15 protein-coding genes are annotated in these 15397 nt (G+C 43.4%); 2 read left to right on the top strand and 13 right to left on the bottom strand.

What is annotated here, in order from left to right; all coding sequences use genetic code 11:
* Positions 1 to 44 precede the first annotated feature (44 nt).
* Positions 45 to 920, top strand: a complete 876-nt coding sequence (locus tag CDG61_RS02700; protein ID WP_087512796.1) for a DMT family transporter — start codon at positions 45 to 47, stop codon at positions 918 to 920.
* 63 nt (positions 921 to 983) lie between these two features.
* Here CDG61_RS02700 and CDG61_RS02695 read toward each other — a convergent pair whose 3' ends face one another.
* The 6 genes from CDG61_RS02695 to CDG61_RS02670 form a co-directional block, all read right to left on the bottom strand.
* Positions 984 to 3188, bottom strand: coding sequence for a TRAP transporter large permease subunit (locus tag CDG61_RS02695; protein ID WP_087549954.1), 2205 nt, complete (start codon positions 3186 to 3188; stop codon positions 984 to 986).
* 187 nt (positions 3189 to 3375) lie between these two features.
* Entirely contained in the window at positions 3376 to 5571 is a 2196-nt protein-coding gene (locus CDG61_RS02690; protein WP_087549953.1) for a TRAP transporter large permease subunit, read from the bottom strand.
* Between the two features lie 177 nt (positions 5572 to 5748).
* A complete protein-coding gene (gene rrtA / locus CDG61_RS02685; protein ID WP_087549952.1) occupies positions 5749 to 6321 on the bottom strand; it encodes a rhombosortase in 573 nt (190 codons plus the stop codon).
* 71 nt (positions 6322 to 6392) lie between these two features.
* Complete coding sequence (locus CDG61_RS02680; RefSeq protein ID WP_087549951.1) at positions 6393 to 7478, bottom strand: hypothetical protein; 1086 nt, start codon at positions 7476 to 7478, stop codon at positions 6393 to 6395.
* Between the two features lie 516 nt (positions 7479 to 7994).
* Entirely contained in the window at positions 7995 to 8375 is a 381-nt protein-coding gene (locus tag CDG61_RS02675; RefSeq protein ID WP_087549950.1) for a hypothetical protein, read from the bottom strand.
* A complete protein-coding gene (locus CDG61_RS02670; protein WP_087512802.1) occupies positions 8368 to 8625 on the bottom strand; it encodes a succinate dehydrogenase assembly factor 2 in 258 nt (85 codons plus the stop codon). The genes CDG61_RS02675 and CDG61_RS02670 overlap by 8 nt, the downstream gene beginning before the upstream one ends.
* A gap of 181 nt (positions 8626 to 8806) precedes the next feature.
* Here CDG61_RS02670 and CDG61_RS02665 point away from each other — a divergent pair, with 181 nt between their 5' ends.
* Positions 8807 to 9979, top strand: a complete 1173-nt coding sequence (locus CDG61_RS02665) for an acyl-CoA dehydrogenase family protein (RefSeq protein ID WP_087549949.1) — start codon at positions 8807 to 8809, stop codon at positions 9977 to 9979.
* A 181-nt stretch (positions 9980 to 10160) separates the two neighbouring features.
* On the opposite strand, the gene CDG61_RS02660 is transcribed toward CDG61_RS02665, so the two are convergent.
* The 7 genes from CDG61_RS02660 to rpmJ all read right to left on the bottom strand — a co-directional run bounded on the left by CDG61_RS02660 (position 10161) and on the right by rpmJ (position 15392).
* Positions 10161 to 11651: a flavin-containing monooxygenase gene (locus CDG61_RS02660; protein WP_087549948.1), complete on the bottom strand. Its 1491-nt coding sequence runs from the start codon at positions 11649 to 11651 to the stop codon at positions 10161 to 10163.
* A gap of 706 nt (positions 11652 to 12357) precedes the next feature.
* The gene (rplQ, locus tag CDG61_RS02655; RefSeq protein ID WP_067726622.1) at positions 12358 to 12723 is read right to left on the bottom strand and encodes a 50S ribosomal protein L17; all 366 of its coding nucleotides are present in this window, start codon (positions 12721 to 12723) and stop codon (positions 12358 to 12360) included.
* An 18-nt stretch (positions 12724 to 12741) separates the two neighbouring features.
* Complete coding sequence (locus tag CDG61_RS02650) at positions 12742 to 13749, bottom strand: DNA-directed RNA polymerase subunit alpha (RefSeq protein WP_087512805.1); 1008 nt, start codon at positions 13747 to 13749, stop codon at positions 12742 to 12744.
* A 17-nt stretch (positions 13750 to 13766) separates the two neighbouring features.
* On the bottom strand, positions 13767 to 14393 hold the full coding sequence (rpsD, locus tag CDG61_RS02645; protein ID WP_087512806.1) for a 30S ribosomal protein S4: 627 nt from the start codon (positions 14391 to 14393) through the stop codon (positions 13767 to 13769).
* Between the two features lie 12 nt (positions 14394 to 14405).
* On the bottom strand, positions 14406 to 14792 hold the full coding sequence (rpsK, locus tag CDG61_RS02640) for a 30S ribosomal protein S11 (RefSeq protein ID WP_001040166.1): 387 nt from the start codon (positions 14790 to 14792) through the stop codon (positions 14406 to 14408).
* A 19-nt stretch (positions 14793 to 14811) separates the two neighbouring features.
* Complete coding sequence (rpsM, locus tag CDG61_RS02635; RefSeq protein WP_004725722.1) at positions 14812 to 15168, bottom strand: 30S ribosomal protein S13; 357 nt, start codon at positions 15166 to 15168, stop codon at positions 14812 to 14814.
* 107 nt (positions 15169 to 15275) lie between these two features.
* Positions 15276 to 15392: a 50S ribosomal protein L36 gene (gene rpmJ / locus CDG61_RS02630; protein WP_068973582.1), complete on the bottom strand. Its 117-nt coding sequence runs from the start codon at positions 15390 to 15392 to the stop codon at positions 15276 to 15278.
* Positions 15393 to 15397: the final 5 nt, after the last annotated feature.

Raw genomic sequence — 15397 nt, 5'->3', positions numbered from 1 at the left:
ATGATTCTGCTAGAATACCATCAGGTGTTCTGGCAAATCTTTTCATGAATCAATCCACTGCTTCACTGCCCCTTTTTAAAGCGATTGGGCTGTTAACCCTGTCAGCATTGCTGTTTTCACTGATGGGCGTCTGTATCCGTAATGCCTCCTACACTGTGGACAATGCCACCATTGTCTTTTTCCGGAATTTTATCGGTCTGTTTATATTTTTACCTCTGATTTTTAAACAGGGTCCGCAGTTCTTTAAAACAGAGAAACTGTGGATGCACACCTGGCGAGCTGTGGTCGGACTGATTGCCATGTATGGTTTCTTTTATGCCATTGCGCACCTGAAACTTTCCAACGCGATGGTCTTTACTTATTCATCCCCTGTTTTTATTCCACTGATTGCCTGGCTGTTTCTGAAAGAAAAAATGACCCGCTCCATGCTGCTGGCAGCAGCAATCGGTTTAATCGGTGTCATCTTTGTTGCCAAACCGGATGCCGGCATGTTTAACCAGTTATCTGTCATCGGACTAGGTGCCAGTTTTCTGGCTGCTACGGCTTTTGTCACGGTACGTGCGCTGACCCAGACCGAACCGCCTGAACGTATTGTGTTTTATTTCTGTTTTATCGGGACACTGATTTCAGTGATTCCCATGTTCTGGCATTTCAGATGGTATACCCTAAAAGAGCTGAGCTTTCTGATTGCTGCGGGCTTACTCGCCAACATCAGCCAGATTTTTATGTCGAATGCATACAGACTTGCACCTGCCGGTCAGATTGGTCCTGTCAATTATATTGCCATTATTTTTGCCGGTATCTGGGGTTATCTGTTCTGGCAGGAAACTCCTGACACATACAGCCTGCTGGGCTTTGCTTTTATTCTGCTGGCAATTATTTTATGCAGTCCCCTGTTACAGAAGCGGCTTCAGCACTGATACACAGATTCAGAAATTCACCATAAAAAAAGCACCCGAAGGTGCTTTTTATCATTCTGACTGTTACTGATACCAGCCAAACATTTTGAAAAGATAAGGTGCATAAGTCACGATCAGTAATGACGGAAACAACACGATGATTGGCAATAACCAGCGTTCATAACGATAGTAGAAACTGGTATATTTTTCTTTCGCTTCTGCATCGGCTGCCCTGACTTCTTCATCACCGACCGAGAGCCTGGTCAACAGGTGATTCAGTGCAACAGGTGGTGTCACATAACCCAGTTCAAATGCCACCAGTACGATCATCCAGAAGTGAATCGGATGAATACCGTTCTCATAAGCCACAGGTGCGACCGTTGCTGCCACAAGAATCACGGCGCCGAATGGATCGGTCGTCATGCCAATAATCGCGAGCAACAAGGCAATAAAGGCAAGAGAAATATAGATATTACCCAGATGTGTCGGCAACAGCTCTACAATTTCAGTACGCTCAATCAGACCACCAACACTTGCAGACAATGCCATCAGAATAATCAGTGCCCCGATATGTCCAACGGTTTCTGCTGAAGCAAACCAGATTGCCCCACCGAAACCACGTTTATTCCCTGCACTGTTTGAACCATGCTCACGCAAAAATTCAGATTTCTGTTCATGTTCCAGCGCAAGCACATCATGCGTTGTCGCAGGTACATCTGATGTAAAGCGGTCACTGAACCATTTATCAAACATGATGTAGGCAATCAGAATGATTGGCAGAATCACAGGTGCCGTAAACTCATCCATTTTTGTGTCCAGCCCGTATTTATACAGGGCAACCACAATAAAGGTAATCACGATATATGGGATGACAGGTACACAGGCACGCAACATACCAGGAACCGCAACTTTAGGTGAATTTACACGGAAACGGGTTTCAGCCAGATACAGAGAAACACCCAGGAAAATAAATGCTGTTAACCAGAAGACATAAATACCGTGGTCAAACAGTTCATCTGATGTGACATGACGACTGTCCAGCATGGAAATCAGAATCACCAGCAGACATGGACGGATCACCACACCCAGTGAACCTGACATGGCAGAAACCGCAAGTGCATACTGACGGCGTGAACCAGAGTTCCACACTTCCTTATAGATAATTGCACCAGCTGCGACAACGAAAATACCTGAAGCTCCAGTATAAGCCGTTGGAATTGCAGCTGCAATCAGAATCAACCAGGTCAGTGTTTCAGGTGCAAGATTCCACGGACGCAGAATACCCAGGAACAGATCCATTACACGGGTCTGGGTCAACAGCATACCTGCCCAGATAAACAGCGCCAGATTCAGGAAAATACCTGAGAACTCCACCAGCTGCCCAAGATAAATACCCTGCCCCATTGGATAATCCATGAAGAAGGTAAATGCAATACCGGTAATAATCGCCATGTAGGCATACAATGGTACACTCAGTAATGCCAGACCAAAATTACCAGGACCTGACTGCTTAGGCGCAGGTGGTTTTATAAAATGAACAATACTGATCAGGGTCACAACCGAGAACAGAATCATCCATAACCAGTAAACGCCTATGGTTTCGGCTGTTGCCGTTACACCTGAGTTAATCACTGAACGGTACTGACTGAACACAGAGAAAGTCAGTAATGCATTCCCCAGCGCCATGGCAACTGAATACACCCGATAATCGAGTGTTGTCGTTGGTGCGCGCAGTCCAATGTGATGGAATTTCACAGAAGCGGTAATTGCTGCAACCACGACCATCAGCAGAAGAATCAGTACACGGTTTTCTGTACCGAATTTGAAAATACCAAAAAACGATGTTTCCAGTGTACGGTATGCTCTGATAGTTGAATGACTCTCCATATATTTCATGGCTTTGTCATAGAACTGGAATTTTTCCTCACACTGCTGCTGACCCGCCATGACAGAAGTACGCACATCCGATTCTGAGGTTGTACCAAAAATATCGGCAAACTCATCATTGGAATTTGTTTTCATCTGCTTCTGAACGAGCATTTCAATATCGGGATGACGGTCACAGGTCGGTTTTTCAGGCTCGGCTCTCAGATATGAATACTGCATCCCGATTTTTTCATTACCATACAGGCTTTCACCCACGCGCAATAACTGCCCATGAATCATCTCACCCGTACCAATAACCAATGTCAGAAGAAGAAGTAACAACGTGACCGACGTTGAGATCCATTCATTCCATATATAGCTCAACAGGCCCATTCCTGTCCTGTTCTGATTATTCTCTTGCATAATATCCACTTCTTATTTTTCTCTTCGTGGAGAACCACTCAGAAATTCGGCATTACTGATTATCCATTCAATCATTCAGCCAGCATCTGCCAGGGTTTAGCTAATACCCGAACAGTTCCGTATTTTTTTTGTTTACCACGCCTGAAACAAATGATCAGAACCCAGGTTCCGATCATTTTTTACATATTTATTTATACCAGTCAAATAACTTAAAGATATATGGGATGTAAGCCACAATCAGCATTGCGGGTAACATCACAATCACAGGTAATATCCATCGTTCATAACGGTAATAGAATGGTTTGTGGCGAACCTCAGCATCTGCTGCTGCAACTTCTTCATCACCGATCGCCTGCCTGGCAAGCAGATGATTCAGTGCAACAGGAGGTGTGACATAACCCAACTCGAATCCAATCAGCGTAATCATCCAGAAATGCACAGGATGGATACCGTACTGATAAGCAACTGGAGCAACTGTTGCAGAAATCAGAATTACAGCACCAAACGGATCCATGATCATACCGACAAAGACCATCAGTGCAACAATCAGAGTAATCACAATAAAGATACTGCTTATGTCTGTTGGGAACATATCCATCACTTCGATACGCTCAAGGAATCCACCAACACTCACAGACAGAGCCATCAGAATGATCAGCGCACCGATATGACCCACAGTTTCAGTGGTTGCCGTGTGCATGGATCCCCAGAAGCCCTGAGCTGAACTTTCACCACCGTGATCAGGTGCTTTATAGTTCGCAGCATTGGTCTGAGAAGAGTTTTCTGAAAGGCTTGCATCCCAGTGTCCTGTCGCTGCGACAGGTGCAGGCACATGACGTAATTTATCAAACAGAACCATAATCAGCAGTACAACCGGCATCATGACAGGTGCTGTAAATTCATTCAGATCCGTAGACAGAGCATATTTATAGAACAGCCAGATCAGAACAAAGATCAGGATGTATGGCAGTACCGGTACAAATGCACGTGCAGACTGCGGAAATGCAACAGCAGGTGATGCAATCCGGAATTTCTGTTCAGCAAAGAACAGCGAAATCACCAGGAACATCGTCGAGGTCAGCAGGAACACATAGACACCATAGTGATACAGCAGATCAGTCGTGACCTCTTTATTCAGTGATGCAACCACCACGATCAAGAGGCATGGACGCAGTACAACACCCAAAGAACCTGACATTGCGGTTGCTGCCAGAGCAAACTGACGGCGACCACCTGCATTCCAGACTTCCTTATAAATAATCGCACCTGCAGCGATAACGAAAATACCCGATGCACCGGTATAAGCCGTTGGTAATGCCGCTGCAATCAGAATCAACCAGGTCAAAGTTTCTGGAGCCAGATTCCACGGACGCAGAATATTCAGAAACAGATCCACAATGCGGGTCTGTTTCAGCAACATACCTGCCCAGATAAACAGTGCCAGATTCAGGAAAATACTGGAGAATTCAACCAGCTGTCCGAGGTAAATACCCTGCCCCATTGGATAATCCATGAAGAAGGTAAATGCCACACCTGTAATAATTGCCATGTGTGCATAGAGTGGAATGCTTAAGAAAGCCATTCCAAAATTACCGCCTTCTTTGGCTTGCGATGGGACTTTAAGCAGCTGCCAGAAGCTGATCACTGTCAGTATTGTAAACAGCGTCATCCATAACCAGTAAATCGTCTGCATTTCACCAGTGATGGGAACGCCTGAATTAATGACTGAAATATACTGACTGATACTGGATGCCGTCAGGAATGCATTCCCGACAAACATATATACAGAATACACCCTGAAATCGAGCTTCGTCACTGGGCTACGCAGTCCGATATGATGTGCATTCAGTGTTGCACTGATTGCAGCAAACACCACCATCAGTACCAGTAAAATTGCACGGTTATCTGTACCAAATTTAAAAATACCAAAGAAATACGTTTCAACAGTCCGATAGAACGGCAGGCTTGGATGCTCTGCAAGATGTTTTTCAGCTTTATCAAAGAACTGATATTTTTCTTCACACATCTGCTGAGCAGCAAGAATAGAAGCACGGACATCGGCTTCAGATGCCGTTCCAAATACATCCGCAAACTCATCTGCAGCATTGGCTTTCATCTGTGTCTGAACCAGTGCATCAATATTGGGATGACGATCACACTGAGGTGCTACCGGGTCTGCCCGTAAAAATGAATACTGCATACCTGTCGCAGGATTACCATACAGGCTTTCCCCCATTCGCAGTAACTGACCATGAATCATCTCGCCCGTGCCGATCACTAAGGTCAGCATCAGTAAAACCAGCACCACCAGGGTGGACACCCATTTTGTCCATATATGTTTTATCTGATCAAGTCCTGATCTTTTCAGTCCATTATCCTGCATACGCACACCTATTTTTATACTGGCTCTTCCGACAGCGTCGTGATCACCGATCCTTCTTTATGAACGGTCAACATCCTGGACCATCTCATATTCCTTGTTTTCTATAAATCTGACCGAAAACAAACCTAAATAAAATGACAATACACATTTTCTTTTTTGTTTAAATAGTCAACAGATTCACTTATCCGTCACATACATGTGAATCACATAAACAACAGCAAAAATCATTCCCCAGATCACACCCAGCAAATGTGCTTCAACCAGTACCGGACTTCCGATCAGTTCAGCTGTTCCCATACTGCCAAAACTGTTTTCCCAGAGCAGTTTCCCCAGAACCAGCAGCAGTACCAGAGCAGCAAAATTTCTCTCCCGCGGGTAAAGCAGATGTATACAGGCTACCGTCACATACGCTCCATGCAATACGCCTGACAGTCCTGCATAAGCACTGATATCCGTGAGAAAATAATAAAAACACAGGCTGATACATGGTGGTAACAACAGCAGTAAAGCAATAAAATGCCTGACCTGAACCCTTGGAAATATAAAAGGCAAACACATAAATGCCAGCATGTTCAGGACAAAATGTACCCAGCCGACATGTACCCAGTGTGCTGTCCATAATCGCCAGAAATCGTGCAGCAGTGCCTCACGCCAGTAAATAAACACACTGGCAAAGACCTGTAAACACGCAGAAAGGGACATAAACACTGCGATAAACACAATTCTTGTAATCAAAAATCGGTCCTGCATGATTATGCCCCTTTACAGTTCAGCTCCCATCCATGGGAATAGAGTTTCTGCCTTTTACACCTGGAACAGTTTTACTGACTTTCAGCTTCCTGAGCTGCATCACTCTTAGCATCTGCTTTGGCATCACCATCAAACAGATCATCCAGTTCTGATGAATCTTCCTTATCATCCCAGAACTTGCTCATGCCTTCATCGTTTGCACGCACACCTGTATTTTCAGTCCAGTAACGGTCTGCAATACCCTGAATCATACCAGCCGCCATACTGTCGATCAGTTTAAACTGCGGATTGACCAGTTTGCCTTCCTCACGGGATGCTGCATAAGATTTCAGTGCATCACGCACTTTCGCATCATCGCCACTTGCCTGTGCAGCAACAGCATAAAGTGCATGAGACAATCTCACACCTTTCTGTTCACCAATCTGCATGGACTGCTTGAGCGTCTGATAAGGATCAGGCTTACCATCACCTGCACCTGGTAACAGCGTCCAGATGACAGCACGTGTTGCTTCAGGTGCTCCCCAGAATTTTTCATTGTTCAGACAGACCATGCCCCGTTCCACGATGGCAGCAATGTCTTTTGGAACATTGACTGCACCACCCGAGTTAATATCGTTGGTCATAGCCTGCAAACCACTGATCATGCCCATCAGGTAAACTGTCTGATCCAGATCACTTTTCATTTTCGGGCATTCTTCACCCAGTTTTTTCTTGTATTTTGATTCCCAGCGTTTTTCAAACAGCTGATAACCTGTGTACTGGCGCTGTGCAGCAATGGCAGCCCAGCGTTTCTGTTCTATCCGTGCATCCTGAGCTTCAGTCACCTGACCAGCTTTAGATGCTCTTAAATAACGCAGTTCTGCGCTGTTGGCTTCGTTTTCAGCACAGATCCCCGCTGATGCATACAGAAGTACAGCAACACGCGTTGGATCAGCCCCCATATCTTTGGTTGCCATAATCGCAGGTGTTAAGGCATTACCGGAATTACACGCCATATCGGCATCTTCCATCGCCAAGATAGGTGGAACAATGTGTTTTTCTGTAAAACCCAAGGCGACATTTGCGCCTGTTTTAATCACCTGTGAACATCCCGACAAAACGGAAAGAGTTAATGCTGTAACTGCCATACCCTGGCATATTCTTTGGACTTGCGACATTTTCCTGTCCTCTATAATTGTGTTTATGTCCATGCAAACTAAACATAGCAGAAGCGAAATGTGAATAAAAGAGTATTTACTCTAATCCAATGAATACTTTGCCACGAAATCAGGGCGGGATAATTGACTGAACTGGCAGAAATATGAAATTTCGGGCAAAAAAAAGTAGCATTGCGACGGTTCGGCACATGCTACTTGTTAACTCAAAACCCTTTCGGGGCTATTCTTGTGCAAATCGTTCCTTCAGCACAGTTCCCAGTCGTCCTATAACAATTGCAAGAACAATCGCTATTACCAGAAACATCCAGTTTGACATCACCATGGTGACTTCCTCAGTTGGCTGTTGGTAGGTTTAATGTACATGGGCTTTGAGTTTCATTGCTTAAAAATTGTCTGACAATTAATCTTTTATGCATATTTATACAGACCCTGTCTGACAATGTACTCCTGAAAAAGTATTATCTATCTGTATTTATTCAATATAATTATTCTTAAAATTTAATGCCTGTTGGACAATCAGAGCATTTCTGCCAGTGTTTTTATACTTTTCCATTGCTTATAGCTTAACTGATCACGCCAGATGATACGGTTTTGATCTTCCTTCTGATGAAAACAGACGATGACCAGTAACTGAAAATCCAGAATTTTTTCAATTTCAAGCTGACTGGATTTACCCTGCTCTGTCACTGACCATAACTGATGATCAAGTCTGGACAGCACAAACGGCTTCTGATTTCCATTCAGCCTGATCAGTGAATATAGCGCAATACATACACCAACCAGCCATATTCCAGGACTGATCACCTGATACAGTGCCGTCAGCACCAGCATCAAAGCAAGTATCTGTATTGCGCAGCCCGTTCTGCTGCGCCCTACATTAAAACTCAGATCAGCCATGAACGTAATGTTTCAGCTTCTGGATCAGCGTTTTCATTTCCGGACGGGGAGGTTCAGAAACCTCCATAAACCAGTCAAGTAAATCCGGGTCTTCCTGATCCACCAGTTCACCAAAAACAGCTTTTTCTTCTGCATCCGCCTGAAGATAATAATTTTTTACATAGGGATCAAAATAAACATCAATTTCCTTCAGTCCTCTGCGGGCACGGTAAATGACCTTTCTTTCTTCCAGGCTGATTTCTTCGCTCATACAATTTCCCCAATCGGTTTTACTGCCTAGTTTAACGCATCAGTATAAAAAGTGCCGACAGAATTCCTGCAAATGACCAAATTCATCAGTTTTTTTATGCAATTGAGCATTCATCACATTGTTCATTTTTCAGCAATATTTTAACTTCTGTTTACAAGGAAAATTCTTAAGGAAAAAAACAATGCAGTCTGGTGCAATCCGCCCTTTAGCAAATATGCTGCCTCGTCAATTATTCAATGCTGAACATGAGGCTTTTCGCGAAACAGTACGTAAATTTTATGAAAAAGAAGTCGTTCCCAACATCGCAAAATATGAAGCTCAACAGCATGTAGACCGTGATCTTTGGAACAAAGCCGGGGAAATGGGGCTTCTCTGTGCAACCATGCCTGAAGAATATGGTGGCTATGGTGTAGACCGTCGTTACAGCATGATTCTGATTGAAGAACAGGCGTATGCGATGGACTCCTCAACAGGTTTCTCACTTCATTCAGATATTGTCGCCAATTATGTCAATAACTTTGGTAACGAAGAACAAAAGAAAAAATGGTTACCTAAAATGGCTTCTGGTGAAACCGTGACCGCTATTGCCATGACTGAACCTGGCACGGGCTCTGACTTACAGGGTGTACGTACCACGGCTGTACTGGATGGTGATGAATATGTCATCAACGGTTCCAAGATCTTCATCACCAATGGTTACTTATGTGACATGGCGATTGTGGTCTGTAAAACAGGTAATTCAGACAAAGGGTCAGCAAACTTATCTTTAATTATTGTAGAAGCGGATCGTGCAGGCTTCAGCAAAGGTAAGCCGCTGAATAAAATCGGTATGAAAGGACAGGATACCTGCGAGCTGTTCTTTGACAATGTCCGTGTTCCGAAAGAAAACCTGCTGGGTATGGAAGGCATGGGCTTTATTATGCTGATGAAAGAACTGGCATGGGAACGTATGCTGGTTGCCATTATCTGTCAGGCGGGTTCTGAGGCTGCATTTGCACATACCCTGCAATATACAAAAGACCGCAAAGCATTTGGCAAACCGATTGGTGCTTTCCAGAACACCCGTTTCAAACTGGCTGAAATGCGCACTGAAATTGATTTCTGCCGTGCCTATTTAGACCGCTGTATGGAACTGCAACTCGAAGAAAAACTAGGGGTGGATGCTGCTGCGGCTGCCAAATATAAAATTTCAGAACTGTTCTCTGAAGTTGTCGATGAATGCTTACAGCTGCATGGTGGTTATGGCTATATGCTTGAGTACCCGATTGCCCGTGCTTATATCGACAACCGTGCAAACCGCATTTATGCAGGTACCAATGAAATCATGAAAGAACTGATTTCCCGTTCACTCTAAGCATTTCCCATAAACGAAAAAGGAGCGATATGCTCCTTTTTTTGGGTCTGTTCATTACAGACATCCATGCTCTTTATTTAATGCATCTGTTTTTATGCACAACAGTTCAAAGCCCGCTTCGCACAATATTTAAAGGCATTAAAAAAGGAGCCGAAGCTCCTTTTATGTCTCTTAAACCAGATTAAGAAACCAGTTTAGGCTTTTTTGCAGACTGAGCCTCACGTTTATGAAACTTCAGTACACCATCATCAAATTTGGCATTTTTAAGCTCTTTACGGTCTGCAAGATAGTTATTGGTCACTTTCCATGGTGCATGTTTACCCTGTTTCGGCATGACATTCGCAGCACGTGCAATATAACCTGAAGATAAACTGCCCATGACCGTATCTTCCATCAACTCAGTTGCATCCCCTTGTGGAATCACCTCATCAAAACCTTTCTTGTCCATATAGTTCACAAGACGGCTGATGTATTCACCCGCGATATCCACTTTCAGTGTCCAGGAAGCGTTGATATAACCAATGATCATCGCCATATTGGGTACATCACTGACCATCACACCCTGATACAGCATATGATGTGAAGTATTCATTTCTTTACCATCAATCGTGGCTTTAATACCACCCAGAATCTGGATCTCAAGACCTGTTGCAGACACAATAATATCCGCATCCAGATGTTTACCTGATTTCAGCTGAATACCGGTCTCAGTGATTTTCTCAATATGATCTGTTTCAACACTCGCCTTACCTGAGCGTAGAATTTTAAATAAATCGCCGTCAGGTACAACACATAAACGCTGATCCCACGGGTTGTAAGCAGGGGTAAAGTGCTTCATATCCACTTTGCCTTTCAACTGCATTTCAATTGATTTTAAAAGCAGTTTACGCAGAAGCTTCGGTTGCTTCTGAGCTAAAGCATAGATACCGCGCTGCATACCAATATTACGTGCTCGTGTAAGTTTATACGCAACATCTTCAGGAAGTACCTTACGCATTTTGTCATACACAAAATCAACAGATGGAATGGACGCAATGTAAGTTGGCGAACGCTGTAACATGGTCACATGCCCTGCACCACCTTTGGACATTGCAGGCACCAGGGTAATTGCTGTTGCTCCACTGCCAATAATCACTACCTTCTTACCAGAATAGTCTAAATTTTCAGGCCAGAACTGCGGATTGACAAACTCACCTTTGAAGTTTTCTTTTCCTGGATAATCAGGCTGATAACCCTGATCATAATTATAATAACCGGTACAACCGACCACAAAATTAGCAACCCAGGTCTGTAACTTACCATTCGGATCTTCAATTTCTACACCCCATTTCTTTAAAGATGAATCATAGTTTGCAGTGCGGACACGATGATTAAAGTGAATCTTATCTTTAAGCTTAAATTCATCTACAACTTCAGCAACATAGCCTTTGATTGATGCACCATCTGCAAGAACATTTGCTTTTTGCCAAGGTTTAAAATTAAAACCAAAAGTAGACATATCAGAATCAGAACGGATGCCTGGATATTTAAATAAGTCCCAGGTGCCCCCAAAGCTTTCCCGGCGCTCAATAATTTCAAATGAACGTTGTGGTGAGTTTTTTGAAAGATGCGCGGCTACACCAATACCAGAAATACCAGCACCAACAATCAGAATATCAACTTGCTTTTCCATGTTCTTTTTATAACCTTTTTAAAAGTACATTTTTATTTAATCACAAATTTGACAATACGCAATGTCAAGTTTAAAAAAAACTGACGAAATTCATGTCAGTTCAGGACAATTTCAAATATTGTCAGACAATAAATGATTGGATTTTATTAAAAAAACACCATAAGATGCTGATATTAAATACTATACAGAAGTTTAATCATCATTCTTCCAACACCAGCATTAATTCAGTCCAATAATTTTTTGAACTCATCCATAGTTTCTGCACGTAATTCTGCCCCATAAGGCAGTAGATCATAATCATCAGACTCATCGACACTTTCATTCAGCAACCAGTATCTATTGGAACCGGATAAAAGCCAACTGTCAGAATCAGCGAGCTTTGAATTTTAAAACCATTTGCATGATCAATTTCAGTCTTCTCAAAGATATAAAGTGAATATTCGGCTTCAGGAATGATCATTTCAAAAACAAAGAATACTTTAAATGTCCTACGCAAAATACGTATTATTTATTTCACGTGGTGTTATTAGTAAAAAATCCTCTATTTTAATATGCTCAATCTCCGCCCCTAAGTTTTCCAGTCATTATTCATTCAGCCTAAAGTTATTATTAAGCTTCAAATATATAACTTTTTTATTTTCAGACAATAAAAAAGGTCGGTTAAAAAACCGACCTTTTCGAACAACCTGTTGCTCTTTCTGCGAAATTATTTAACTTCGCGATCTACAAGCTCAACGTAAGCCATCGGTGCAGCATCACCTGCACGGAAGCCCGCTTTAAGAACACGTAGATAACCGCCGTTACGTTCTTTGTAACGAGGGCCAAGAACGGTAAATAATTTACCAACAGTTGCAGCTGAGCGAGTACGAGCAAATGCCAAACGGCGGTTTGCTACAGAATCGACTTTAGCTAAAGTGATTAAAGGCTCAGCAACACGACGTAATTCTTTTGCTTTAGGAACAGTAGTTTTAATTAACTCGTGTTCGAACAAAGAATTAGCCATGTTTTGGAACATCGCTTTACGATGACTGCTTGTACGGCCTAATTTCACACCACTATTACGATGACGCATGGTGATAGTCCTACTTAATTAACGGCTGCGATAGGCAAAACGATCGTCCATACGGAGACTGGCTGGTGGCCAGTTCTCTAAACGCATGCCGAGCTGTAAGCCCTTCGAAGCCAGAACATCTTTGATCTCAGTAAGCGATTTTTTACCCAGGTTAGGAGTTTTAAGTAACTCAACCTCAGTACGCTGTACCAGATCACCAATGTAGTAAATATTTTCTGCTTTCAAACAGTTAGCAGAACGAACAGTAAGCTCTAGATCATCAACTGGACGAAGCAGGATTGGATCAACTTCTTCACGAGGTTCCTGAGCCACAGGTGCCTGATCTTTCTGAAGATCAACAAAGATCGCAATCTGTTGCTGCAAAATAGTTGCAGCTTTACGGATCGCTTCCTCTGGATCAACAGTACCGTTGGTTTCAAGATCAATTACAAGTTTATCAAGATCCGTACGCTGTTCTACACGAGCATTTTCAACTGTGTAAGACACACGCTTGATCGGGCTGTATGAAGCATCAAGCTGTAAACGACCCACTGGACGGGTTTCGCCTTCCGGGAATCGAGAATCAGATGTTTCATAACCGCGACCCTGAGCAACTTTCAGGCGCATTTTCAGCGAACCTGAAGCACTTAGAGTACCGATCAGATGTTCAGGGTTAACCACTTCAACATTATGTGGTAAACGAAGGTCAGCAGCAGTTACGTCGCCAGGACCCTGTTTTTCCAATGTCAAATATGCTTCGTTTTGATCGAACAGCTTAATAGACAATCCTTTCAGGTTCAGCAAGAGCTCGACGATGTCCTGCTGCAAGCCTTCTAAAGTACTGTACTCGTGCTCGACACCTTCAATCTCAACTTCAACCACAGCAGCGCCAGGTAAAGAAGAAAGAAGGATGCGACGTAAAGCATTACCAAGAGTATGACCAAAGCCACGCTCTAACGGTTCCAGAATAACTTTTGCCGAGGTCCCGCTTGCCGCTTCGACCTTGATCGCTTGCGGAGTTAGAAACTCATTTGCAGTACGCGTCATTATTGCTACCTCAAGGATTATTTAGAATACAATTCTACAATCAAGCTTTCGTTGATTTCAGCAGGTAAATCTGAACGATCAGGTGCAGCTTTGAACGTACCTTCCAGCTTAGAATGGTCAATTTCCATCCAAGAAGGAATGCCACGTTGTGCAGCTAATTCAACAGCGTTTTTGATACGCAGTTGTTGTTTAGCACCTTCATGTACAGCAATTACATCACCAGCTTTAACCTGAATAGACGCGATGTTAACACGACGGCCATTCAAAGTGATTGAGCGGTGAGATACAAGCTGACGAGCTTCTGCACGTGTAGAACCAAAACCCATGCGATAAACAACGTTATCCAGACGGCTTTCAAGCAGTTTCAACAGGTTTTCACCAGTTGCGCCTTTCACACGAGCAGCTTCTTTGTAGTAATTACTAAACTGACGCTCTAAAACACCGTACATACGACGTACTTTTTGTTTTTCACGTAATTGTAGTGAGTACTCAGATTGCTTACCACCACGAGCTCCGCCATGTTGGCCAGGAGCTTTAGCATGTTTTTTAGTTTTGACGTCAAATGGTTTAACGCCAGATTTTAATTGCAGGTCTGTCCCTTCGCGGCGAGAGAGTTTGCATTTTGGACCAATATAACGAGCCATGAATGTTTCTCCTTACACGCGACGTTTTTTAGGTGGACGGCAACCGTTGTGCGGGATTGGCGTCACGTCGGTAATGCTGTTAATTTTATAACCCACTGCACCTAATGCACGAACCGCAGATTCACGACCTGGACCAGGACCTTTTACAAGGACATCCAGGTTTTTCAAACCGTAATCCAAAGCAGCTTTACCAGCAACTTCAGCAGCTACCTGAGCAGCAAACGGTGTTGATTTACGTGATCCACGGAAGCCTTGTCCACCGGAGGTAGCCCAAGCCAATGCATTACCTTGACGATCGGTAATCGTAACAATGGTGTTATTAAAAGAAGCGTGAATGTGTGCAACACCTTCAGAGACGGTACGGGTGACCTTCTTGCGTGTGCGAGTATCTTTAGCCATCTTTTAGCTTCCAGAAATCTTATTTCTTAATAGGTTTGCGCGGACCTTTACGGGTACGTGCGTTAGTTTTGGTGCGTTGTCCACGGACAGGCAAGCTGCGACGATGACGAAGACCGCGGTAGCAGCCTAAATCCATTAAACGTTTAATGTTCATGGAAATTTCGCGACGTAAATCACCTTCGGTCGGAACCTTAGCAACTTCTGCACGAATCGCATCAAGCTGAGCGTCGTCTAATTCACGGATCTTAGTTGTAGTAGTGATACCTGCAGCAGCTAAGATGTTCTTAGCAGTGTGGCGACCAATACCAAAGATGTACGTGAGAGAGATAACAGCATGCTTGTTATCCGGAATGTTTACACCGGCAATACGAGCCATTCAATTTTCTCCAAAAAGGCAGTCAAGATAATCAACCGCCCCACAAAAATCTTGAGGGGCGGATAATAACCTAATTAGCCTACTGAAATCAACAGGTCTTGATCAGATTAACCTTGACGCTGCTTATGACGAGGTTCAGCGCTACAAATTACGCGAATAACCCCATGACGCTTGATAACTTTACAGTTACCACAAATTTTCTTTACAGAAGCCTGTACTTTCATGATGA

This window comes from Acinetobacter sp. WCHAc010052 (genome assembly GCF_002165295.2).
GTDB classification, from domain to species: domain Bacteria; phylum Pseudomonadota; class Gammaproteobacteria; order Pseudomonadales; family Moraxellaceae; genus Acinetobacter; species Acinetobacter chinensis.
Note: the sequence above shows the minus strand (reverse complement) of the source record. Positions and strands in the feature narration are given on the sequence as shown.

Bases quoted from the DNA above. Each gene is read 5' to 3' on its own strand.
- CDG61_RS02670 (WP_087512802.1), bottom strand. From the start codon at position 8,625: ATGAGCGAAGAAATCAGCCTGGAAGAAAGAAAGGTCATTTACCGTGCC.
- rrtA (WP_087549952.1), bottom strand. From the start codon at position 6,321: ATGCAGGACCGATTTTTGATTACAAGAATTGTGTTTATCGCAGTGTTT.
- rpsM (WP_004725722.1), bottom strand. From the start codon at position 15,168: ATGGCTCGTATTGCCGGTGTAAACATTCCGGATAACAAGCATGCTGTT.
- rplQ (WP_067726622.1), bottom strand. From the start codon at position 12,723: ATGCGTCATCGTAATAGTGGTGTGAAATTAGGCCGTACAAGCAGTCAT.
- CDG61_RS02665 (WP_087549949.1), top strand. From the start codon at position 8,807: ATGCAGTCTGGTGCAATCCGCCCTTTAGCAAATATGCTGCCTCGTCAA.
- CDG61_RS02675 (WP_087549950.1), bottom strand. From the start codon at position 8,375: ATGGCTGATCTGAGTTTTAATGTAGGGCGCAGCAGAACGGGCTGCGCA.
- CDG61_RS02660 (WP_087549948.1), bottom strand. From the start codon at position 11,651: ATGGAAAAGCAAGTTGATATTCTGATTGTTGGTGCTGGTATTTCTGGT.
- rpsD (WP_087512806.1), bottom strand. From the start codon at position 14,393: ATGGCTCGTTATATTGGTCCAAAATGCAAACTCTCTCGCCGCGAAGGG.
- CDG61_RS02700 (WP_087512796.1), top strand. From the start codon at position 45: ATGAATCAATCCACTGCTTCACTGCCCCTTTTTAAAGCGATTGGGCTG.
- rpmJ (WP_068973582.1), bottom strand. From the start codon at position 15,392: ATGAAAGTACAGGCTTCTGTAAAGAAAATTTGTGGTAACTGTAAAGTT.
- CDG61_RS02680 (WP_087549951.1), bottom strand. From the start codon at position 7,478: ATGTCGCAAGTCCAAAGAATATGCCAGGGTATGGCAGTTACAGCATTA.
- rpsK (WP_001040166.1), bottom strand. From the start codon at position 14,792: ATGGCTAAAGATACTCGCACACGCAAGAAGGTCACCCGTACCGTCTCT.
- CDG61_RS02695 (WP_087549954.1), bottom strand. From the start codon at position 3,188: ATGCAAGAGAATAATCAGAACAGGACAGGAATGGGCCTGTTGAGCTAT.
- CDG61_RS02690 (WP_087549953.1), bottom strand. From the start codon at position 5,571: ATGCAGGATAATGGACTGAAAAGATCAGGACTTGATCAGATAAAACAT.
- CDG61_RS02650 (WP_087512805.1), bottom strand. From the start codon at position 13,749: ATGACGCGTACTGCAAATGAGTTTCTAACTCCGCAAGCGATCAAGGTC.